The sequence below is a fragment of the Nocardia sp. CY41 genome (genome assembly GCF_009829325.1).
In the GTDB taxonomy this organism is placed as follows: Bacteria; Actinomycetota; Actinomycetes; order Mycobacteriales; family Mycobacteriaceae; genus Nocardia.
In genome coordinates this window covers 150,713-175,215 of sequence record NZ_VUOS01000017.1, presented here as the reverse complement: position 1 = coordinate 175,215, position 24,503 = coordinate 150,713, and the positions used below count along the sequence as shown (strand labels likewise).

At 72.8% G+C, this 24,503-nt stretch carries 1 protein-coding gene (cut by a window edge); it reads right to left on the bottom strand.

All coding sequences use genetic code 11. The features are described 5' to 3' along the window. Positions 1 to 23 precede the first annotated feature (23 nt). On the bottom strand, positions 24 to 24,503 hold the 3' portion of the coding sequence (locus GVY64_RS19575) for a non-ribosomal peptide synthetase (RefSeq protein WP_159843416.1). It continues 816 nt past the right edge of the window; the window shows 24,480 of its 25,296 coding nt (coding positions 817–25,296); its start codon lies beyond the right edge, outside the window; the stop codon is at positions 24 to 26.

The window sequence follows — 24,503 nt, the reverse complement described above, 5'->3', positions numbered from 1 at the left end:
GGTCGGGTCAGGTGTTGGGGGATCTAGGGGCGGTCGGTGTCGGCCAATACCGCGGTGAGGACGTGGCCGATTCGTGCCAGGGCGGACTCGGAGGTCATCCGCCAGTGCGTGGCGTGCACCGCGTGGTTGTGCACGGTGCCGTCCACGGCGTCCGCCCAGCTCGCGGCGCCCGCGGCGCCGGTCGGATCGTCCAGCGCGGCGGTGAAGTACACGAGGTTGCCCTTGTACGGGCGGGGACGGTAGCGCCGGATCAGCTCCAGTGACCCGGCGCCCGCGTCGAGCGCGCGGTTCAGGCGGTCGGCGCCGAAGGAGGCGAACGGCCCGGGCAGCTCCGCGATCCGGCGCGCGAGCCCGGCCAGGTCGAGTTCTGCGTCGTCGACGTCGGCCGCTTCCCCGAGCAATCCGCCGAGCAGATCGGCGACGGGAGGCGTCGCGGTGACGTCCGCGGCGACTTGCAACGAGCTGTCCATCATGGCCAGGACCGCGACCCGCTGGCCCTGCTCCTGCAGTTGCACCGCGACCGCGTGCGCGAGCACGCCGCCGAGCGACCAGCCGAGCAGGTGGTACGGGCCCTCGGGCTGCACGGCGCGGATCTCGCGCACGTAGCGGCTCGCCCAGTCGTCGATGGAGTCGGGCAGCGCCGCCGCCGAGTTCAGCACCGGCGACTGGATGCCGTACACGTCCCGCTCCGGATCCAGGTGCGCCGCGAGTCCCGCGAACGACCATGCGACACCGCCGGCCGGATGGAGGCAGAACAGCGGCTCCCCGGTGCCGCCGGTACGCAGCGGAAGGACGACGTCGAACGCGGCGGCCGCGTCGACCCGGCCGCGACCGGAACGGTGCTGTTCGAGCCGGTCGATCAGGCGGGCGGGCGTCGGCGCGGCGAACAGCCACAGCACCGGGATCTGCTCCCCCAGCGCCGCGCTCAGGCGGGCGGCCAGGCGGGTGGCCAGCAGCGAGTTGCCGCCGCGTTCGAAGAAGTTGTCGTCCAGGCCGACCCGCTCGGCGGCGAGCACTACGGCGAAGTCCGCGCACACGGCACGTTCCAAGTCGGAGCCGGGGGCGCGGAATTCCCGGGCGTGCGGCTCCGGCCGCGGCAGCGCCGCGCGGTCGACCTTGCCGTTCGCGGTGAGCGGCAACGTTTCCAGCTGCCGCAGCACCGCGGGCACCATGTAGCTCGGCAGCACGTCGGCCAGCGCGGCGCGCAACGCGCCCGGGTCGACCCGCTCGGTGGCGGTGAAGTACCCGGCCAGCACGGCGTTCGCGCCGTCGGTGGCATAGGCGAGGACGACCGCCTCGCCGACCTCCGGCCGGGAGCGCAAGGCGTGCTCGATCTCGGCGAGTTCGATGCGGTAACCGCGAATCTTCACCTGGAAGTCGCGCCGCTCGACGTATTCCAAGTGGCCCTCGGCGGCCCAGCGCACCATGTCGCCGGTGCGATACAGGCGGCCCCCCGCGGGCCCGAACGGGTCGGCCACGAAGCGCTCGGCGGTGAGGTCGGCCCGGGCGTGGTAGCCGCGGGCGAGTTGCGCGCCGCCGATGTACAGTTCGCCGATCACCCCGGCGGGCACGGGGTGCAGCCGGTCGTCGAGCACGTAGACCCGGTTGCCGGATTCGGGCGTGCCGATGGGCGTCAGCGCTTGCCTGGTGCCCGCGGCGGTGCGGAACCGGGTGACCGACACCGCGGTCTCGGTGGGTCCGTAGAGGTTGTCGATCCCGGCCGCGGTGAGCGTCTCGACGCGCCGCACCGTCGCGGTGGGCAACGCCTCGCCGATGACCAGCAGCCGGCGTAGCGAACGCGGCAGGCGGTGTTCGCCGGACGCTTCGGCCAGCATCGCCAGCAGCGAGGGCACCAGCGTCAGCGTCGTCACCGACGCGCGCCGCACCAGGTCGAGCAGACCGGCCGGATCGCGGTGCGCGTCACGCGGCGCGAGCACCACCCGGGCTCCGGTGCGCGGCGCCCACCAGTACTCCCACACCGACAGGTCGAAGGCGGCCGAGGTCAGCACCAGCGCGGCGTCGTCCGGGCCGAGCGCGTATTCCGACTGCATCCAGTCCAGTTGGTGCGCCACCGCCGCGTGCGGCACCGCGACGCCCTTCGGCACGCCGGTGGAACCGGAGGTGAAGATGACGTACGCGGTGTTCGCGGGCGACAGCGCGGCGATCCGCTCGTCGTCGCGCACCGGTTCATCGGCCACGGTGTCGGCGACGGACGAGACATCCAGCACCAGGCTGTGTTCCGACGCCACCGCAGGCAGCATCGGCTCCCGCGCCGAGGTGAGCACCAGGTGCGGTTCGGCGGCGGCGAGCACGCTCGCGGTGCGTTCCAGCGGATGCGCCGGATCCAGCGGCACGTACGCGCCACCGGCCGTCACCACCGCGTACATCGCGACGAGCAGGTCGACGCTGCGCGGAATGGCCAGCGCCACCAGCTTTTCCGGGCCGATGCCGCGGGCGATGAGCACCCGGGCCAGGCGGTTGACCCGCGCGCCGAACTCCTGGTAGGTGACCGTCGCGGCGTCGTCGACGATCGCGATCGCCTGCGGCGTCCGGCCCACCTGCGCCTCGAACGCGGCCACGAGTGTGGCCGGGGCGAAGGCGTGCGCGGATCGGTTCCAGGCGACCAGCACGCGCTCGGTCTCGGCCGGATCCAGCAGCGCCAGATCGCCGACCGGCGACCGCGGGTCCGCGCACACCGCCGTCAGCAGCCGTTGCAGGCGGGTGGTGAACCCGGCCACCGTGGATTCGTCGAACAAGGCGGTGGCGTAGGTGATCGAGGCCGCCATGCCCGCGGGGGTCCCGTCGGGGCCGTAGCGGTCGGTGACCACCAGGTGCAGGTCGAACTGGGCGACCTCGGAGTCGAAGTCCGCGGCGGTGGCGGTCAATCCGTCCAGCGAGAAGTCGGCCTCGGCCTGGTTGTGGAAGGAGAAGCCGACCTGGAACAGCGGGTGGCGGGCAGTGGAGCGCTCCGGGTTGAGGACCTCGACCAGACGCTCGAACGGCACGTCGGCGTGCGCGAAGGCCGCGACGTCGGCGGCGCGGACGCGGGCGAGCAGGTCGGCGAAACCCTCGCCCGCATCGACCCGGGCGCGCAACACCAGCGTGTTGACGAACATGCCGACGACGTCGTCGAGCTCGGCGGCTCCGCGCCCGGCCACCGGGGTGCCCACCGCGATGTCCGAGGTCCCCGACAGGCGGGCGAGCAGCACCGCGAACGCCGCGTGCAGCACCATGAACAGCGTCGCTCCGGATGCCCGGCCGAGTTCGGCCAGCCGCGTGTGCACGTCGGGGGCGATCGCGAAATCGACATGCCTGCCCCGGGTGGCGACGACGGCCGGACGCGGGCGATCGGCGGGCAGGCCGAGCTGCGCGGGCAGCTCGGCCAGCGTCTCGGTCCAGAACCGGATCTGGCGCGCCAGCAGCGAGGCGGGGTCGTCCTCGGAACCGAGCAACTCCCGCTGCCACAGGCTGAAATCGGTGTACTGCACCGGAAGTGGCGGCCAGTCCGGCACGGTGCCGTGTTTTCGGGCGGCGTAGGCGGCCATGACGTCGCGCGCCAGCGGCGCCAGCGACGAACCGTCCGCCGCGATGTGGTGCACGACCACCACGAGCACGTGCTCGGTCCCCGGCGCCGGGGCATCACCGTCGACGGGGGCGAACAGCCGGGCGCGCACCGGGACGGTCTCGGTGACGTCGAAACCGCCGCCGACGAAGTCGGCCACCGCCGCGCCGAGATCATCGGCCGGGACGGCGACGGGCGCGAGCACGGGGGTGCTGTCCGCGGCGGGCAACACGACCTGCACCGGCCCGGACTCGTGCAGCGGATAGACGGTGCGCAGCACGTCGTGGCGGGCGACGACGTCCGCGATCGCGGCGTTCAGCGCCGTCACGTCCAGTTCGCCCGTCAGCCGCACCGCCAGCGGGATGTTGTAGGCGGTGGACTGCCGATCGAGGCGATTGAGGAACCACATGCGCTGCTGCGCGAGCGAGAGCGGCACCGGACCGGTCGGCGCACGCCGGGTGAGCGCGGGACGCGCGGCCGCACCGGAGGCCTCGCCCAGTGCGCGGGCGAGCGCGGCGACCGTCGAATGCTCGAACACCGCGCGGACGCCGACCGCGATCGACAGCCGGTCGGCCAGGCGCGCGGCCAGCTGCGTCGCGGTCAGCGAGTTGCCGCCGCGCGCGAAGAAGTCGTCGTCCGAGCCGACGTCGCCGTCGAGTCCGAGCACCTCCGCGATGGTCTGTGCCACCGCCCGCTCGAGCTCGGTGCGGGGCGCGCGGAACGGGGCGGCGCGCAACTCGGGCCGCGGCAGGGCATTACGGTCCAGCTTGCCGACGGGAGTCAACGGCAGCTCGTCGAGCACCAGCACGCTGTTCGGCACCATGTAGGCGGGGAGGGAGCGAGCGGCATGAGCCGACAGGGCCGCGGTATCGATCGGGTGGCCCGGCACCGCGACCACGTAGGCGACCAGCGACACCGCGCCCGAAGCGTCGGTGTGGCCGAGGGTGACGGCGGTGCGCACCGTCTCGTGCGCGGCGAGCACGGCGTCGATCTCGCCGAGTTCGATGCGCAGGCCGCGGACCTTGACCTGGTGGTCCGAGCGCCCCACATAGCGCAGCGCGCCGGTGCTCGTCCACCGCACCAGGTCACCGGTCCGATACAGCCGTCCTCCTGCGGGGCCGTAGGGGTCGGCGACGAACCGGGACGCCGAAAGACCCGGCCGTGCATGGTATCCCCGGGCCAGACCGGGGCCGCGCAGATACAGCTCACCGGTGACGCCGATCGGCACCGGCCGCAACCTGCCGTCCAGCACCACCGCGGACATGCCGTGGATCGGCGTGCCCAGATCGAGCGGATCGCCGGGGCGCAGCACCGCGCTGATGGTCGCGATGACGGTGGTCTCGGTCGGGCCGTAGGTGTTGTGGAACGACCGGCCGGACGCCCAGCGCCGCACCGTGTCCTGCCCATAGGACTCGCCGCCGACGGTGAGCTGCCGCAGACAGCTCAACTCGGCCGGGTCGAGCGTGGGCAGGACCGCGGGTGTGAGGAACGCGTGCGTCACCCGCTGGTCGCGGATGAGCGCGGTGAGTTCCGCGCCGCCGTAGACGCCGGGGGGCGCGATCACCAGCGTGGCTCCGGCGGACAGGGCCAGCAGCAGTTCGAGCATGGACGCGTCGAAACTGGGCGAGGCCACGTGCAGGACCCGCGCGTCGGCGGTGACCTCGTACCGCTCCCGCTGGGCCAGCGCCACGCCGGCCAGCCCGCCGTGCGTGGCGACCACGCCCTTGGGCGTGCCGGTGGAGCCGGAGGTGTAGATCATCCAGGCCGGGTTCTCCACCCGCACCGGGCGGATCAGCTCGGCAGCTTCGATCGGGGCCCCGCTGTTGCGGCGCATCCGCGCGGCGGTGGACGGCGCGTCCAACACCAGCCAGTCGACGTCGCCGGGGAGCGCGGCACGGCAGGTGGCGATCGTCAAGCCGAGCGCCGCACCGGAATCGGTCAGCATGTGCGCGATCCGCTCGGCGGGATAGGTCGGGTCGACCGGGACGAACGCGGCGCCGGTCTTGGCCACCGCCCACACCGCGAGCACGGAGCTGATCGAGCGCGGCACCGCCACGGCCACCACGTCCTCGGCGCCGAGACCGTGCCCGATGAGCATGCGCGCCAGCCGTGACGACTGCTCGTCCAGCATCCGGTAGGTCAGCCGCCGTTCGCTCGCGACCAGCGCGACCGCGTCGGGATCGGACGCTACTGCGGCGGCGGCCAGTTCGGCCAGCGTGCGCGGCGGCAGCGGAGCGTCACCGTGGCGGGCGAGCAGGTCGGCGCGTTCGGCAGGCGAGAGGAGGTCGACCGTGGCGATCGGCGCGTCCGGTCGCGCGGTGAGCGCGCCGAGCAGTCTGCCGAAGCGGCGCAGCAGAGCGCCTGCGGTGGCGCTGTCGAACAGGTCCGTGGCGTAGTCCAGTTCGACCGCGAGATGACCGCCGGCGTCCGGGTCGGCGGATACGGTGAATTGCAGGTCGAATCGCGCCACCGGCTCGTCGAACTCGACGGCGGTGAGCTCGAGACCCGGCACGGCGAAGGCGTCGTCCGTGGCGTCGAGGTAGCTCAGCGCCACGGTGAACAGCGGATGCCGAGCCTGGGAACGCGAGACGCCGACTTCGTCGACCACCCGGTCGAACGGCAGGCTCGAATGCCCGAACGCCGCGAGATCGACGGCCTTGGTCTGCGCGAGCAGGTCGGCGAAGGAACGGTCCTGATCCGGGCGGATGCGCAGCACGACGGTGTTGACGAACATGCCCACCAGGTCGTCCAGGGCGGCCGCGCCGCGTCCGGCCACCGGCGTGCCGATCGGGATGTCGTCGGAGCCGGACAGCCGGGCCAGCAGGACGGCGAGGGCGGCGTGCACCACCATGAACGGCGTCGCGTCGTGCCGCAGCGCCACCGCGCGGATCCGCGCGGCGACCTCGCCGCCGATCCTGGCCCGCACGCGCGCGCCGCGCTTGCTCGCGACGGCGGGACGCGGGCGGTCGGTGGGCAGCTCGAGTTCGCCGGGCAACTCGCGTAGCGTCTCGGCCCAATACGAAAGATCTTGCGCGGCAGTAGCATTCAGCTCGGCGTGTTGCCAGAGGGCGTAGTCGGCGTACTGGGCGGCGAGGGCAGGCCACACCGGCTCCGCGCCGAGGACGCGGGAGAGGTAGGCCGTCAGCAGGTCGCGCAGCAGCGGGCCCATCGAGTAACCGTCGGCCGCGATGTGGTGCACCACTGCGACCAGCACGTGGCTGGTGGCGTGCTCGCGCAGCAGCGCCGCGCGCACGGGGACAGCCGCGGTGACGTCGAACCCGGCGCCGAGGAGTTCGGCGATCCGGTCGGCGGCGGCGCGCCCGTCGAGCGCTTCGACCGTCAGGGACACGGCGTCGTTCGCGGGCAGGATCACCTGGTGGCCCGCGCCGGTCTCGTCGGCCGGATACACCGTGCGCAAGCTCTCGTGCCGCGCGACGACATCGGTGAACGCGGCGGCCATGGCGTCGGCGTCCAGCCTGCCCTCGACGCGGAGGGCGACCGGGATGTTGTGGGCGGGCGACGCCGGATCGAGCCGGTTGAGGAACCACATGCCGCGCTGGACCGGCGCCAGCGGAATCCGTTCCGGGCGTGGTCCGGCCACCAGCGGCACCGCCCGCTCGCTCGCGGCGGCGTCCGCGGCGAGCAGTTCGGCGAGGCCGCGCACCGTCGGCGCCTCGAACAGCAGCCGCACGGGCACCCGGCGGCCGAGCCGCTCGCCGATCCGGGCCAGTACCCGGGTGGCGCTGAGCGAGTTGCCGCCCAGCGCGAAGAAGTGGTCGTCGAGGCCGATCGGCGCGGCGTCCAGCACCGCCGCGAAGGCGTCGGCCACCAGACGTTCGGCGGGCGTGACCGGTGCACGGTAGGCGACCCGGTCGAAAACCGGTTCCGGCAATGCGCCGCGGTCCAGCTTTCCGGAGGCGTTGAGCGGGAAGACGTCCAGTGTGACCAGGGCTGAAGGAAGCATGTACGACGGCAGCGCGGCCGCGGCGGCGCGCAGCACCTCGGTATCCGCGAGCACCGCGCCCGGCTCCGCGCTGACGTAGCCGACCAGATGGTCGTCGCCGGTGACGGTGGTGACCACCTGGGCCGCCGCCTGGGCCACCCCCGGTGCGGCGGCGAGCGCGGCCTCGATCTCGCCGAGTTCGACGCGCTGGCCGCGGAACTTCACCTGGAAGTCGGTGCGGCCCAGGTAGATCAGTTCGGCCGCGCCGCCGCCGGTGTCCCAGCGCACCAGGTCACCGGTGCGGTACATCCGCTCCCCCGGCGCGCCGAACGGGTTGGCCACGAAACGATCCGCGGTGAGGTCGGGCCTGCCGTGGTAGCCGCGCGCGAGTTGCGCACCCGCGAGATACAGCTCGCCCGCGACACCGGGCAGGGTCGGGCGCAACCGCGAATCCAGCACGTAGACCCGACTGTTCCAGACCGGGTTGCCGATCGGCAGCACGGCGCGGTCGCGCTCGCCGGTGACGTCGCGGTGGGTGATGCTCACCGCCGCTTCGGTCGGGCCGTACAGGTTGTGCACCCGCGCGGCGCTCACCGCGCCGAATGCCCGCACGGTCTCGGGAGGCAGCGCCTCCCCGATCACGAAGACGGTGTGCAGCGACTCGAGCGCCGCACCGCGCCCCGCGGCCGTGACGTGCCCGGCGAAGACGCTCAGCATCGAGGGCACGAAATCGGTGACCGTGACCCGCCGCTCGGCGATCACCTGGGTGAGGTAGCCCGGGTCGCGGTGCCCGTCCGGTGCGGCGAGCACGAGCGTGGCGCCGACCCGCAGCGGCAGGAAATAGCCCCACAGCGACACGTCGAACGCGGTGGCGGTCTTCTGCAGGTACACGTCCTCGGCGGTGAGGCCGTAGCGCGACTGCATCCAGGTCATCTGGTTGACGATCGCGGCGTGCGACACGCCGACGCCCTTGGGTCTTCCGGTGGAGCCGCTGGTGAAGATCACGTAGGCCGGGCTGCCCGGGTGGATCGGCGCGCGCCGCTCGTCGGCCGCGATCGGGTCGTCGGAGTAGGCGTCCAGCGCGACGGCGTCCACCAGGACGGTGGGCGCGGATTCGCCCGTATCGATCCGATCGGCGGAGGTGGTGAGCACGGCCACGGGCCGCGCGGTGTCGAGGATGTGGGCGATGCGTTGTGCGGGGTGGTCCGGGTCGATCGGCACATACGCGCCGCCCGCTTTCAGCACCGCGTACATCGCGACCACCAGCTCCGGTGAGCGCCGGATCGCCAGCGCCACCAACGCTTCGGGACCCACGCCCGCCGCGATCAGGTGGCGGGCCAGGCGGTTGGCGCGCCGTTCCAGCTCGCCGTAGGTCACGGTGATCGGAGGCGTCGCGTCGTCGGGCACGAACACCAGCGCCGGCTCGGCGGGCGTCGCGGCGGCCTGCGCCTCGAATTCGTCCAGCAGCAGTTCATCGGCCAGGGCGGTGTGCGCGGAATCGTTCCACTCGGTGACCACGCGACGCAGTTCGCCCGCGCCGAACAGATCGATGTCGCCGACCACCTGTTCCGGATCGGCGGTGACCGCGGCGAGCAGGCGGGCGAAGCGGTCGCCGAAGGTTTCGACGGTGGCGGCGTCGAACAGGTCGGTGGCGTAGGTCCAGCGCAGCCCGTCGCCGGTGACGGTGAGCTGGAGGTCGAACGGCGTGGTCTCGTAGTCCAGTTCGTGCTCCGCCACGGTGACACCGGCCATGTCCAGGGTGACCGGCGCGAGATTCTGGAAGAACAGCGCGATCTGGAACAGCGGGTGGCGGGCCTGGGAGCGCGGCGGGTCGAGCACCTCGACGAGGCGCTCGAACGGCACGTCGGCGTGGGCGAAGGCGTCCAGGTCGTGCTCGCGCACTCGGCGCAACACGGCGGCGAAGGTGTCCGAACCGGGAACCCGCGCACGCAGCACGAGGGTGTTGACGAACATGCCGACCAGGTCGTCCAGCGCCGCGTCGCCGCGGCCCGCGACGGGCGCGCCGATCGCGACGTCGGCCGTGCCGGACAGCCTGGCGAGCAAGGTGGCCAGCGCGGCGTGCACCACCATGAACGGGGTGGCCTCGTAGCGCACGGCTACGGCGGCGACGCCGTCGCCGATCCCTTCCGGCAATGTTGTGGTGGTGCTCGCCGCGGCGTGCGAGGCGATCGCGGGCCGCGGCCGGTCGGCGGGCAGGTCCAGCTGGGCGGGCAGCGCGCCCAACGTCTCCCGCCAGTACGCCAGCTGGCGCGCGGCGACCGAGTCGGGGTCGTCGTCGGCGCCGAGCACCTCGCGCTGCCAGAGCGTGTAGTCGGCGTACTGCAGATCGAGCTCGGTCCAGACCGGGGCGGTGCGCGTCGCGCGGGCCGCGTAGGCGGCGGCGAGGTCGCGGGCCAGCGGGCCCATGGAGAACCCGTCGGCCGCGATGTGGTGCACCACCAAGGCCAGCAGGTGATCGCGATCGGACCGGGTCACCAGGCCGATGCGCAGCGGTACCTCGGCGGTCAGGTCGAACGGGGCCGCGACGAATTCCCGCAGCGCGCCCGCGGATTCCAGCACCTCGACCACCGGAACCCGGCCGATGTCGAGCACGCGCTGGTAGCCGATGCCCTCGTGGTCGGGATACACGGTGCGCAGGGTCTCGTGCCTGCCCACCACATCGCCGACGGCGGCGGCGAGGGTGTCCGGGTCCAGGTAGCCGGTGAGGCGGACCACCACCGCGATGTTGTGCACGGTCGTGGTGGGATCGAAGCGGTGCAGGAACCACATGCGCTGCTGGGCGGGCGAGAGCGGGATGCGCTCCGGGCGCGGCCGCGGCGCGAGCACGGGTTTGCCGCCGGTGCCCGCGAGCCGCTCGGCCCGCGCTGCCAGCGCCGCCACGGTCGGCGCGTCGAACAGCAGCCGCACCGGGATCTCGGCGTCCAGTTCGGCACCGAGCCGGGCGGCGACCTGGGTCGCGAGCAGCGAGTTGCCGCCGAGGGCGAAGAAGTCGTCGTCCGCACCGACGCGCTCGACGCCGAGCAGCGCCGCGACGATCCGCGCGACCCTCGCCTCGGTGCGGGTGGCGGGAGCCCGGTAGCCGACGGCCGCGAACTCCGGCGCGGGTAGCGCGGCACGATCCAGCTTGCCCGAGGCGTTGACCGGGAACCGCTCGAGCGGGACGAACGCGGTGGGCACCATATAAGCGGGCAATTCGATGCTCAGCGCGGCGCGCACGTCCTCGACGTCGATCTCGTGGCGACTCGCCGGGACGAGATAGGCGACGAGCTGATCGCCCAACCGTTCGTCCGAGCGGACCAGTACCACCGCCTGCGCGACCGCGTCCAGCGCCAGCAGCGCCGACTCGATCTCGGCGGGCTCGATGCGCAGACCGCGCAGCTTCACCTGGAAGTCCGTGCGACCCAGATACCGCAGCTCACCGTCGGGCCGCCAGGCCACGAGGTCCCCCGTGCGGTACATGCGCGCCCCGGCGGGCCCGAACGGGCCGGCGACGAACCGGTCCGCGCTCAGCTCCGGGCGAGCGACATACCCCTGGGCCAGCTGCGCGCCCGCCAGGTACAGCTCGCCCGGTACTCCCACGGGCACCGGCCGCATCCGGGCGTCCAGCACCAGCAGGCGGGTGTTGGCCACCGGCCTGCCGATCGGCACGGACGCCACGTCCGCATCGGTCACCTCGTGATAGGTGACGTCGACAGCGGCCTCGGTAGGGCCGTACAGGTTGTGCACCCGCGCTCCGATCACCTCGCGCGCCCGCTGCGCGGTAACCGCGGGCAATGCCTCGCCCGATGCGAAGACGTTGCGCAGCGTAATGCACTCCCCTGTGTGTGCCTCGGCCAAGAAAACGCCCAGCATGGCGGGTACGAAATGCACCGTGGTGACGCGTTGCCCCGCGATCAGCCGGGCCAGGTAGCGGGGGTCGCGATGTCCATCTGGACGCGCGACCACCAAGCGCGCGCCGAATGCCAACGGCCAGAAAAGCTCCCAGACGGAAACGTCGAAGGTGACCGGGGTCTTCTGCAGCACCACGTCGTCCGTGGCCAGCGGATACGCCGACTGCATCCAGGTGAGCCGATTCACAATCGCCGCATGGGTGACGGCGACTCCCTTCGGACGGCCGGTCGACCCCGAGGTGAAGATCACATACGCGGTGTGGCCGGGGGCCGGCGAACCGAGCCGGTCCAGGGCGGTCAGCGGAGTGGCGGCGTAGCCGGCCAGGTCGAGCCGGTCGACGCGAACCTGCCGCGCAGCGCCCGCGTCCAGATCCGCACCCGAGGCGAGCACGCATACCGGCCGGACCGTCGACAAGACGTACTCCAGCCGCTCGGCCGGATGGTCGGGGTCGAGCGGGACGTACGCGCCGCCCGCGAGGGTGACCGCGTAGATGCCGACCACCAACTCCAGCGACCGCCGCATGCCGAGCGCGACCGGCGCGTCCGGGCCGACGCCCTGTCCGCACAGCCAGCGCGCCAGCCGCCGCGCCCGTCCGGCGAACTCGGCGTAGGACAAGGTGCGTCCCTCGACAGTGACCGCAGGCGCGTCCGGGGTCCTGGCCACCTGCGCCTCGAACAGCGAGATCAGCGTGGCCGCCGGGTCGCCAGGGACGGCGGTGTCGTTCCACCGGTCGAGCACCAGCGCTCGTTCCGCGGCGTCCATGAGCTCGAGATCGCCGACCCGCGCCGACGGATCGGCCACCACGGCCCGCAGCACGCGCACGAACCGAGCGCCGAACGTCTCGACGGTGTTCCGGTCGAACAGGTCGGTGGCGTAGCGCAACACGCCGCGCAGCGCGTAACCGGTCTCCGCGCGATACTCGGTCAGTTCGACGGCCAGATCGAACTGGGCGACGCGGTTGTCCAGCGGGTAGGCCGACACGGTGAGACCGGGCAGGCGCAGCACGGTGTCGTCGTGTTGCTCGAAGGTGAGCAGCGTCTGCACGATGGGCGAATGCGCCTGCGAGCGGACCGGGTTCAGCTCCTCGACCAAGCGCTCGAACGGCAGGTCGGCGTGCGAGAAGGCGCGCACGTCGACCTCGCGCACGCGGCCGAGCAGTTCGGTGAAGGACGCTTCCGGCGCGATCGGCGTGCGCAGCACGAGGGTGTTGACGAACATGCCGACCACGTCGTCCAGCGCTTGCTCGCCGCGGCCCGCGACCGGCGTGCCGATGACGACGTCGTCCACTCCGGTGAGCCGGGCCAGCAGCGCGGCGTAAGCGGCATGCAGCACCATGAACGTCGAGACGCCGCGCCGCCGAGCGAGATCGGCGACGGCGCCGGTGAGGTCGGCGGGAACCGCGAATTCGACGGTGGCTCCGCGTCCGGAGGCCACCGCCGGGCGGGGACGGTCGGCGGGCAGCTCCAGCACCGGCGCGAGTCCGTCGAGTTCGGCGCGCCAGTAGGCGATCTGGCGCGACAGCGGCGAGTCCGGATCGTTCGCGGAACCCAGCGTCGCGCGCTGCCAGAGGGTGAAGTCCGCGTACTGCACGGGCAGCGGCCGCCACGACGGCGCCTGCCCGGCGGCTCGCGCGGTGTAGGCGGTCATCAGGTCGCGGGCCAGCGGTGCGGTGGAGATGCCGTCGGCGGCGATGTGGTGGACCACCACGGCGAGCACGTGGTCCTCCGGCGTGACGCGGAACAGGCTCGCCCGCACTGGGATACCGGTGCGCAGATCGAAGCTCTCCGCGACCGTCGCCAGCACCGCGGCACGCAGTTCGGGCTCGGGCACGTCGATCGCAGTCAGGGGCAGTTCCGGCACGTCGGTTCCGGCCAGCACCACCTGGGTAGGGCCTTCGGCATCCGCAGGGAAGACGGTGCGCAGCGATTCGTGCCGATCGATCACGTCGCGCACGGCCGCCCGCAACGCCGCCGCGTCCAGCGCGCCTGCGAGCCGGATGGTGATCGGGATGTGGTACACCGCCGAGTCCGGATCGAGCCGGTGCAGCAGCCACATCCGAGTCTGCGCCAGCGATAACGGGATTCGCGCCGGACGCGGCGCCGGGGCGAGCGCGGGCCGCGCGACGTCGGGCGGCTCCGCCCCCGCGATGCGCAGGGCGAGCCCGGCCACGGTCGGCGCCTCGAACACCTCGCGCACGGTCAGCGCGCAGCCGAAGGCGGCGTCGACCCGGGCGACCAGCCGCATGGCCAGCAGCGAATTGCCGCCGCGGGCGAAGAAGTCGTCGTCCGCGCCGATCCGCGCCGAGCCGGTCAAGTCGGCGATCAACGTGGCGAGCACCGCCTCGGTCCCCTCCCGCGGCGCGCGGAACTCCGCGGCCGCGCCGGTGAGCGCGACGGCGGGCAGCGCCGCGCGATCGAGCTTGCCCACCGTGGTCAGCGGCATCTCGTCGAGCACGACGACGTGGGCGGGCACCATATAGGCGGGCAGCTGGGCACGCGCCGAGCCGAGCACTGCCGCGGGCGTCAGGCCCGCTCCGGTGACGTAGCCGACCAGGCATTCTCCTCCCGCGTGGTCGCGGGCCACGAGCACGGCCGCGTTGGTCACGCCCGTCGCGGCGGCGAGGACGGCCTCGATCTCGCCCAGCTCGATCCGCTGGCCACGCAGTTTGACCTGGAAATCGTTGCGGCCCAAACACACCAGATCGCCCTCGCGAGTCCAGCGCACCAGATCACCGGTCCGGTACATCGAGCGGCCGGGCACGCCGAAGGGGTCGGCGACGAACCGCTCGGCGGTCAGCCCGGGACGGGCGTGATAGCCGCGCGCCAGCTGATCGCCCGCGAGATACAGCTCCCCCGTGACGCCGATCGGCACCGGGCGCAGCCGGGGGTCCAGCACATAGGCCCTGGTGTTCCAGCACGGGCGGCCGATGGCCACGTCCCGCCCGGATGTGGTATCGCCGTCGGTGAATTCGTGATAGATCGCCGAGATCGCCGCCTCGGTGGGGCCGTAGGCGTTGTGCACCGCGCCGTCGACGCTGTCGCGCAGCGCGGCGAGCAGATCGGGCGTGAGCGCCTCGCCGCCGCAGTGCAGGTGCCGGAACGAGCGCAGCGCGTCGCCCATGCCCTCGCCGATCAGCGCGGCCAGCACCGAGGGCACGTACTCGGCGATGGTGATCCGATGCTCGCGCAGCAGATCCGCGAAATAGGCCAGGTCCAGATGCCCGCCGGGACGGGCGATCACCAGCGGCGCGCCGACGGCGATCGGCAGGAAGCACTCCCACACCGACACGTCGAAGGTCAGCGGCGCGCGTTGCAGGATGCGGTCGGACGCGGTGACTTCGTAGCGGAACTCCAGCCACCGCAACTGGTTCATGATCGCGCGGTGGCTGACGGCCACGCCCTTCGGACGTCCGGTGGAGCCGGAGGTGAACAGCACGTAGGCGGTGTTGTCCGGCCGCAGCGCGGCGCGGCGCTCGGCATCGGTGACCGGTCCGGCGGCGATGCCGTCGAGATCGAGCTCGGCGAGGTCGAGCACCGGCACACCGGGCGGGACGGGCGGCGTCGCTCCGCCCGCGGTCAGCACCAGCCGTGGCGCGGCATCGGCGACGACCTGCGCCAGGCGTTCGGCCGGGTGCTCCGGATCGATCGGCAGATACGCCGCGCCCGCCCGCACGATCGCGTACATCGCCACGAGCATGTCGATCGAGCGTGCCGCCGCCAGCCCGACGATGTCCTCCGGGCCCGCCCCCGCGTCGATCAGCGTGCGAGCCAGCCGGTTCACCCGGGAGGCGAATTCGGCGTAGGTCACCGCCGTGTCCTCGTAGCGCACGCCGACGCGGTCCGGGCTCGCCGCGACGCGGGCGGTGAGCAGGTCGTCCAGCGTCTCGGCGGGCAGCGCGTGCGCGGTGGCGTTGCGGTCCGACAGCAGCAGGCCGCGTTCGGTCACCGACATCAGCTCGACCGCGCCCACCTCGGTGCGGGCGTCGCGCACCATGGCGCGCAGCACGCGTTCGAAGGCGGCGAGGAACCCGGACACGGTCGGCTCGTCGAACAGATCGACGGCGTAGTGCAGGTGCACGTCGATGCCGTCGGGCGCGCCGTCGGCGGTGTAGCGGTCGGTCAGCGTCCAGTCCAGGTCGAGCTGGATCGGCGCCGCGCCGACCTCGAGCGCGGCGATGGCCAGCCGATGCAGCCGGAATTCCGGTGCGGCCTGATTCTGCAGGGTCAGCGCGACCTGGTACAGCGGGGCGTGCGCCTGCGAGCGGACCGGGTTCAGCACCTCGACCAATTGCTCGAACGGCACCGCGGCGTGATCGAAGGCGGCCAGGTCCGCGTCACGCACGGAGGCCAGCAGTTCGGCCAGGGTCGCGTCCGGGCGAACCTCGGTGCGCAGCACCAACGTGTTGACGAACATGCCGACCAATTCGTCCAGCGCTTCCTCGCCGCGACCGGCGACCGGTGCGCCGAGCACCACGTCCCGCCCCGCGCCGTAGCGGCTCAGGAGCACGGCGAGCGCGGTGTGCAGCACCATGAACGGCGTCGCCCCGTGCGCGGCGGCGAGGTCGCGGATCTGCTCGTGCAGGTCGGCGTCCAACCGGCCGGTCAGCGCGGCGCCGCGGTTGGTGGCGACCGCGGGGCGGGGCCGGTCGGACGGAAGCGTCAGCACCTCGGGCAACCCGGCCAGCCGATCGGTCCAGTAGGCCAGCTGCCGCGACAGCACCGAGGCCGGGTCATCGGCGGAGCCGAGCGCGGCGCGCTGCCAGATGGCGAAGTCGGCGTACTGCACCGGCAGCGATCCCGGCGCGGGCGCCATGCCCGCGCACCGCGCGACGTACGCGTTGGCCAGATCCCGGGTCAGCGGTGCGAAAGACCAGCCGTCGGCGGCGATGTGGTGCACGACGAACAGCAGGATGTGTTCCCGCGGCTCGCCCGGCCGGTCGTCGTCCTCGACGCGCAGCAAGCGGACGCGCAGCGGCACCTCGGCGGTCACATCGAAGCCGGCGCGCGCCGCGGCGGCGACCAGTTCGGGCACGTGGGTCACCGGCACCGGCCGTGCCACCAGTTCGACCAGTTTCGTCCCGGCGGGCAGCACCAGCTGGGTCGCTTCGCCGTCGTGCTCGGGATAGATCGTGCGCAGCGTTTCGTGCCGGGCGATCACGTCGGCGATCGCCGCCTCCAGGGCGGGCACGTTCAGCGCGCCGGTGAGGCGCAGCGCGAACGGGATGTTGTACGCGCCGCTGGTGGTGTCGAAACGGTTCAGGAACCACATGCGCTGCTGGGCGATCGACAGCGGGATCGGCTCGCCGCGCTCCTGCGGCGTGAGCGGCGGCAACGCGACGGGTCCGGTCTCGGCCGGGCCGTCGACGGTGAGCCGCCGCGCCAGTGCGCGCACCGTGGGCGCGTCGAAGATCGTGCGCACCGCCACCTCGGCGCCGGTGGCTTTGCCCAGCCGCGCGGCGAGCCGGGTGGCGCTGAGCGAGTTGCCGCCGAGGGCGAAGAAATCGTCCTCGGCGCCGACCTCGGTCACCCCGAGCAAGGCCGTGAACGTCTCGGCGACCAGCGTCTCCGCCTCCCCTCGGGGAGCTTCGAACACCGCCGGAGCGATCGCGGGCGCGGGCAGCGCCGATCGGTCCAGCTTCCCGGACGCGTTCACGGGGAACCGATCCAGCACCACGAACGCCTGCGGCACCATGTAGCCGGGCAGCCGCTCGGCCACCGCGTCGCGTACCGCCGCGATCTCCACCGGCGCGTCCGCCACCAGGTAGGAGACCAGTTGCTCGCCCGCGCCGCGATCGTCGCGGACCAGGACGGCGGCCTGGGCGACCGCGGGCGTCGCGAGCAGCACCGACTCGATCTCGCCGAGCTCGATGCGCAAGCCGCGGAGTTTGACCTGGAAGTCGGTGCGGCCCAAGAACTCCAGGTCGCCCGTGCGGGTCCACCGCACCAGATCGCCGGTGCGGTACATCCGTTCGCCGGGCGGGCCGAACGGGTCGGCGACGAAACGGTCTCCGGTGAGGTCGGGGCGGCCCAGATAGCCGCGCGCCAGTTGCGCGCCCGCGAGATACAGCTCGCCCGGCACACCCTCCGGCACCGGCCGCAGCCGCACGTCGAGCACGTAGGTCCGGGTGTTCCAGATCGGCTTGCCCATGGGCACGGTCTCGAAGTCGGTGTCGCACACCGTATGAAAGGTCACTTCCACGGCGGCCTCGGTGGGCCCGTAGCCGTTGTGCACGCGCGCACCGGTGAGTTCACGCATCCGCTGGGCGACGCCGACGGGCAGCGCCTCACCGGAGCAGAAGACTTCCCGCAGCGAGGGCACGTCGTACTCGCCCGCGAGGAAAACGGCCAGCATGGACGGCACGAAGTGCGCCGCGGTGACGCCTTCGGCGCGGATCAGGCGGGCCAGGTACGCCGGATCCCGGTGACCGTCGGGCCGCGCCAGCACCATGCGCGCGCCGACCTGCAACGGCCAGAAGAACTCCGGCACCGACACGTCGAAAGTGGCGGGCGTCTTCTGCAACAGGACATCCCCCGGCCCGAGCGCGACGTGCGCGGACTGCATCCAGCGCAGCCGGTTGACGATGCCGCGGTGGCTCATCGCCACGCCTTTGGGCGCGCCGGTGGAGCCGGAGGTGAACAGCACGTAGGCGGTGTTCGCCGGGCGCAGCGGCGCGCGCCGGTCGGCGTCGGTGAGCGGGGTGTCCGGGTAGCCGGACAGGTCCAGCCGATCGATCCGCGTCTCGGGCAGACCGCAGTGCAGGTCCGCGCCCGCGGTCAGCACGCATACCGGGGCCGCCGTGGCGAGGATGTGGGCGGTGCGCTCGGCCGGGTGGTCCGGATCGATCGGAAGGTAGCCGCCGCCCGCGGCGACGACCGCGTACATGCCCACCACCAGATCGACGGACCGGCGCATGCCCAGCGCCACCAGCGTTTCCGGGCCGACGCCACGACTGACCAGCCACCGCGCCAGCCGGTTGACCCGGCCGGCGAACTCGGCATAGCTCAGCGTCACGGAGGGATTGCCGGGCGACGATTGGGCCGGGGCCGAAGAGAGACGATGGGGTGCCGCGCCGTGGCTCGCCGCCAGGTGGTCGGACACCGTCTGCGCCGGTCTCGTCGCCTCGAAGGTGACCGCGGGCGCGTCCGGCGTGCGTTCGACTTGCGCGGCGAACAACGAAGCGAGCGTGTCCGATTCGGCGACCGGGTGCGCGGTGGCGTTCCATTCCTCCAGCACCCGCCCGCGTTCGGCGTCGGACAGCAGCTCGACGTCACCGATCCGCGTCCCGGGATCCACCGCCGCGGCGACGAGCATCCGCCGGAAGCGGTCGGCGTACGACTCGGCCGTCACGGGGTCGAACAGATCGGTGGCGTAGCGCAAGGTGGCCGACAGTCCCGCCGATCCCGGCCGCTGCGCCACCACCAGGTGCAGATCGAATTTTGCCCCGTCATCGGGGATTTCGACCGCACGCACCGACAACCACGGCACCTCCACGGCCTTCCCGTCCAAGGCGTGCGTCGCGGTCTCGAAGCTGAACATCACCTGGAACAGCGGGTGCGCACCGGCGGAGCGATCCACCGCCATGGCGTCCACCAGCCGCTCGAACGGCAGATCGGCGTTCGAGAACGCGGCCAGGTCGGCGTCGCGCACCTCGCTCAGCAGAGTGGCGAACGAGGCCTCGGCGGCGACTCGCGTGCGCAGGGCGAGGGTGTTGACGAACATGCCGACGAGGGGGTCGAGCGCCCGTTCGCCGCGTCCGCCGACCGGCGAGCCGATCACGATGTCGGCGCTGCCGCTCATCCTGGCCAAGGTGGCGGCGAAGGCCGCGTGCAGCGTCATGAACAGCGTCGCGCCGGTGCGCCGGGCCAGCGCGCGCAGGCCCGCGGCCACCTCGGGCTCGATCACGAAGTCGACGGCGGCTCCTTCGTGCGACGCGACGGCGGGGCGCGGCCGATCGGCCGGGAGCGGCAGCTGCGCGGGGGCGCCGTCCAGTACGGCGCGCCAGAAACGCAGTTGCCGGTAGGCGAGGTCACCCGGGACGTCCTCCGCGCCGAGCAGGTCCCGGTGCCACAGGCTGTAGTCGGCGTACTGCACCGGCAGCGGCTCCCAGTCCGGCCGTCGGCCCGTCAGGCGGGCGAGGTAGGCGCGGACCAGATCGGTGACCAACGGCGCCATCGAGAGAGCGTCGGCTGCGATGTGGTGCACGACGAAGACCAGCACGTATTCGTCGCCGGTGACGCCGCGCGCCTCGTCCACCCGGTCGACCGACAGCAACGCGACCCGGCACGGCAGCTCGTCGGTCACGTCGAATCCGGCGCGCACGATCCCGGCCACGGCGTCCTGTATCGCGCGTCGGTCGATCGGTACCGGATGCAGGCTCAGCCCGATGTCAGCGGCGGCGAGCACGGATTGGCAGGGGCCGCTGTCGGTGTCGGGATAGGTGGTGCGCAGTGTCTCGTGCCGGGCCAGCACGTCGAGCACGGCGCGCTCCAGGGCGGTCACGTCGAGGCGGCCGGTCAGCCGCAGCACGATCGGCAGGTTGTAGACGCTGTCGGCGCCGTCCTGGGGCTCGACGCGGTTGAGGAACCACAGCCGCTGCTGCGCGGGCGAGAGCGGCACCCGCGCGGGCCGCTTCCGGCGGACCAGCGGGAGCCGCTCGGCCCCCGCCGCGCCGAGCCCCTCGACCGCGGCGGCGAAGCCCGCCACCGTGGGCGCGTCGAACAGCGCGCGCACCGGGACGCGCACCCCCGCGGCCTCGCCCGTGCGGGCGGTGACCTGTGTGGCGTCGAGGGAACTGCCGCCGAGGGCGAAGAAATCGTCATCCAGCCCGACCCGCTCTGCCCGCAGCACCTCCGCGAAGACCGCGGCGACCAGCCGTTGCGCGGCGCTCACGGGCGGACGGAAGCGCTCGGCCGCGAGCTCGGGGACCGGCAAGGCCGCGCGGTCCAGCTTGCCGCTGGTGTTCCGGGGGAATTCGGGCAGCTCGACCACCGCCGTGGGCACCATGTAGGCGGGCAGGCGCTGCGCCACGAACGCTTTCACCGAGCCGGGATCGATAGTCGAACCGGGCGCGGCGATCACGTAGCCCGCCAGGAACTCACCCGCCGGTCCGGAGACCAGCCGCGCCGCGGCCTGACGCACCTCGGGCGCCGCCAGCAGCGCCGCCTCGATCTCGGCGAGCTCGATGCGCTGACCGCGGAACTTCACTTGGAAATCGGTGCGGCCCAGGTAGACCAGTTCGCCGTCGCGGCTCCAGCGCACCAGGTCACCGGTGCGGTACATGCGGGTGCCCGGCGCGCCGAACGGGTTGGCGACGAAACGGTCGGCGGTCAGGTCGACGCGACCGTGATAGCCGCGCGCCAGCTGCGCGCCCGCCAGATACAGCTCGCCCGGCACGCCGATCGGGGCGGGCCGCAACCGGCCGTCCAGCACGTAGACCTGCGCATTCCACTCCGGCTCGCCGATCGGGACGTACGGTTCGTCCACCTCGGTGACCGCACGGTTGGTGACGGACACCGCCGCCTCGGTCGGGCCGTACAGGTTGTGCAGGGCCGCGTCGCACACCTGCCGGAACGCGGCGACCGTTGCCGGCGACAGCGCCTCGCCGATGACGAAAACCTCGCGCAGCGAGTCGAGTTCGCCCGGTTGCGCGTGCGCGGCGAACGCCGCGAGCATCGACGGCACGAAGTCGGTGAGCGTCACGCCCTCGCGGGCGATGGTTTCGGCGAGGTAGCGCGGATCGCGGTGCCCGTCCGGCGTCGCCAGCACCAGGGTGGCGCCCGCCCGCAGCGGCAGGAAGTAGCCCCACAGCGAGACGTCGAAGGTGCTCGCGGTCTTCTGCAGATACACGTCGCCGGGGCGCGGACGGTATTCCGCGTGCATCCAGGCCAGCTGGTTGGCGATGGCCTGGTGGCTCACCGCCACGCCCTTCGGCTTACCGGTGGACCCGGAGGTGAAGATCACGTAGGCCGGATGCGATGGGTGCAGCGCGCCGTGGCGCTCGCGGTCGCCGATCTTGCCCGAGGGGTACGTGGACAGATCGAGTTCGTCCAAGTGATAGACCGGCGCGGATGCGTTGCCCGCATCGAATTCGGCCGCCCTGCTGGTAAGGATCGCGTGCGGTCGCGCGGTGTCGAGGATGTGACCGATGCGTTCGGCCGGATGCGCCGGATCCACCGGGACGTACGCGCCACCCGCCCGCGCCACCGCGTACATGGCCACGACCAGCTCGACCGAACGCGGCAAGGCCAGCACGACCAGCGCTTCCGGGCCGACCCCGACCCCGATCAGCATCCTGGCCAGCCGGTCGGCCCGGTCGGACAGTTCGGCGTAGCTCGACCGCTCGGTGTCGGTGATGAGCGCCACGGCATCCGGAGTGCGGCGTACCTGCGCGTCGAATCCCTCGTGCAGGAAGCGGTCCGGCACTCGGTGCCCGCTGGCGTTCCAGCTCGCGGTGACGTAGTCCAGTTCCCCCGCGTCGAGCAGCGGAAGGTCCCCGACCGGCACGTCCGGGTCGTCCACCGCCGCACGCAGCAGGCGGACGAACTTCGCCGCGAATTCGCGAACCGTCGACGCGTCGAACAGGTCGGTGGCGTACGTGAATTCGGCGCGATAGCCGTCGGCGGCGTCGGACACCGTGAGCTGGAGATCGAACTTCGCGAAGCCGGGATCGAAATCGACCGGCTCGATGTCCAGGCCGGGCATGGCCGGCGCGATCGGCCCGATGTTCTGCATGAACAGCGCGACCTGGAACAGCGGATGCCGAGCGGCCGACCGGGCCGGGTTCAGCGCCTCCACCAGTTGCTCGAACGGGATGTCGGCGTGCGCGAACGCGCGCAGGTCGCGGTCGGCGGCATGCGCGACCAGGTCGGCGAAGCCGCGCGCGGCCTCCACTTCGGTGCGCAGCACGAGCGTGTTGACGAACATGCCGACCAGATCGTCCAGGGCGGCCTCGCCCCGGCCCGCGACCGGCGTGCCGATCACGATGTCGACGGTCCCCGACAACCGCGCCAGCAGGGCCGCCAGGGCCGCGTGCAGCACCATGAACGGCGTGGCGCGAACGCGCGCCGCGAACGCCTCCACGTCGGCGCGCAGGGCGGGGTCGAGGGCGAACTCGTGGGTGGCGCCCCGGAACGAGGCCGCGGCCGGACGGGGCCGATCGGCGGGCAGATCCAGTTGCGCGGGCAATTCGGCCAATTCCGTCCGCCAGAAGGCGAGTTGGCGCGCGGCCAGGGAATCGGCATCGGTCTCCACGCCGAGCACCCGCTGCTGCCACAGCGCGTAGTCCGCGTACTGCACCGGCAGCGCGGCCCATTCCGGGGCCCGGCCCTCGCGGCGCGCGGCGTAGGCGGTGGACAAGTCGCGCATCAGCGGACCGAGCGAGAAACCGTCGGCCGCGATGTGGTGGACGACGAGCACCAGCGTGTGGTCCTCGGGCCCGCAGCGCAGCAGGCGCACCCGAACCGGGATCTCCTCGGCGACGTCGAAGCCTTGGCCCGCCGCCCGGCGGATCGCCGCGCCCAGCCTGTCTTCCGGTACGTCGACGGGCGTCAGGTCGAACACCGCGTGCACCCGCCGCACCGATTGCGCGGGTCCGGCGGACGTCTGGGGGTACACGGTGCGCAGCACTTCGTGCCTGGCCACCAGATCTGTGATCGCCGCCGACAGCGCGGCCACCTCCAGCGGTCCGCGCAGGCGCAGCGCCACCGGAATGTTGTCCACAGCGGCCGCGCCGAGGTCGCGGGATTGCTCGGCGTCGGCGTCGAACCGATTGAGGAACCACATCCGCCGCTGCGCGGGTGAGAGCGGCACGTGGTCCGGACGTGGACCGGCCACCAGCGGCGGGCGCGGCGCGACCGGGCGCGCCAGCGCGGCCACCGCGGCCACGGTCGGGCGGTCGAAGAAGTCGCGCACGTCCACGGTCGCGCCGAGGGCGGCGGCTATCCGGGCGAGAGCACGGGTGGCGAGCAGCGAATTGCCGCCGAGCGCGAAGAAATCGTCATCGGCGCCCACGCGCGCCACGCCGAGCAACTCGGCGAAAACAGCGGCCACCGCCGTTTCCGCCTCGGTCTCCGGCGCACGATACACCGATGCGCCGGAGCCGAATTCGGGTTCCGGCAGCGCCCGGCGATCCAGCTTGCCGTTGGCGTTCAGCGGCAGCGCGTCCAGCGGGACGAGCAGCGCGGGGACCATGTACTCGGGCAGCTCGCGCCGGAGACGGTCGAGCACCTCGGCGGCATCTATCGAGTCGCCGACGATGTAGCCCACCAGGTGATCGCCGCTCGCCCGCCGGTGCAGCGCCACCGCCGCCCGGGTCACCCGCGGGTGCCGCAGCAGTGCCGCCTCGACCTCGCCGAGCTCGATCCGCAGGCCGCGCAGCTTCACCTGGAAGTCGGTGCGACCCAGATATTCCAGTTCGTCCGGCCCGCCCTCCGCACCGGGGGCCCAGCGCACCAGGTCACCGGTGCGATACATCCGTTCCCCCGCCGGGCCCTCCGGGTTGGCCACGAACCGCTCGGCGGTCAGGCCGGGCCGTGCGACATAGCCGCGGGCCAGCTGCACGCCCGCCAGGTACAACTCGCCGACCACCCCGCGCGCCACCGGACGCAAGCTGTCGTCCAGCACCAGCAGCTCGGTGTCGTCGGCGGCCACGCCGATCGGTACCGCGGCCACGTCCGCGCCCGTCACCTCGTGCGCGGTCACGTCGACCGCGGCCTCGGTGGGCCCGTACAGGTTGTGCAGCGTCGCGCCACAGATGTCGCGGAAGGCCGCGGCGGTGGCGGCGGGCAGCGCCTCGCCCGAGGCGAAGACCAACCGCAGCGAATCCACCGCGGCCGCCCGCGGCTCGGCGACGAAGACGGCGAGCATGGACGGCACGAAATGCGCCACCGTGACGCCGCGCTCCCCGATCAGCCGCGCCAAGTACGCCGGGTCCCGATGACCGTCCGGCTCCGCGACGACCAGCCGCGCGCCGACCTGCAACGGCCAGAAGAACTCCCACACCGACACGTCGAAGGTGAACGGCGTCTTCTGCACCACCGCGTCGCTGGCGCGCAACCGGTACATCCGCTGCCGCCAGCGCAGATTCGC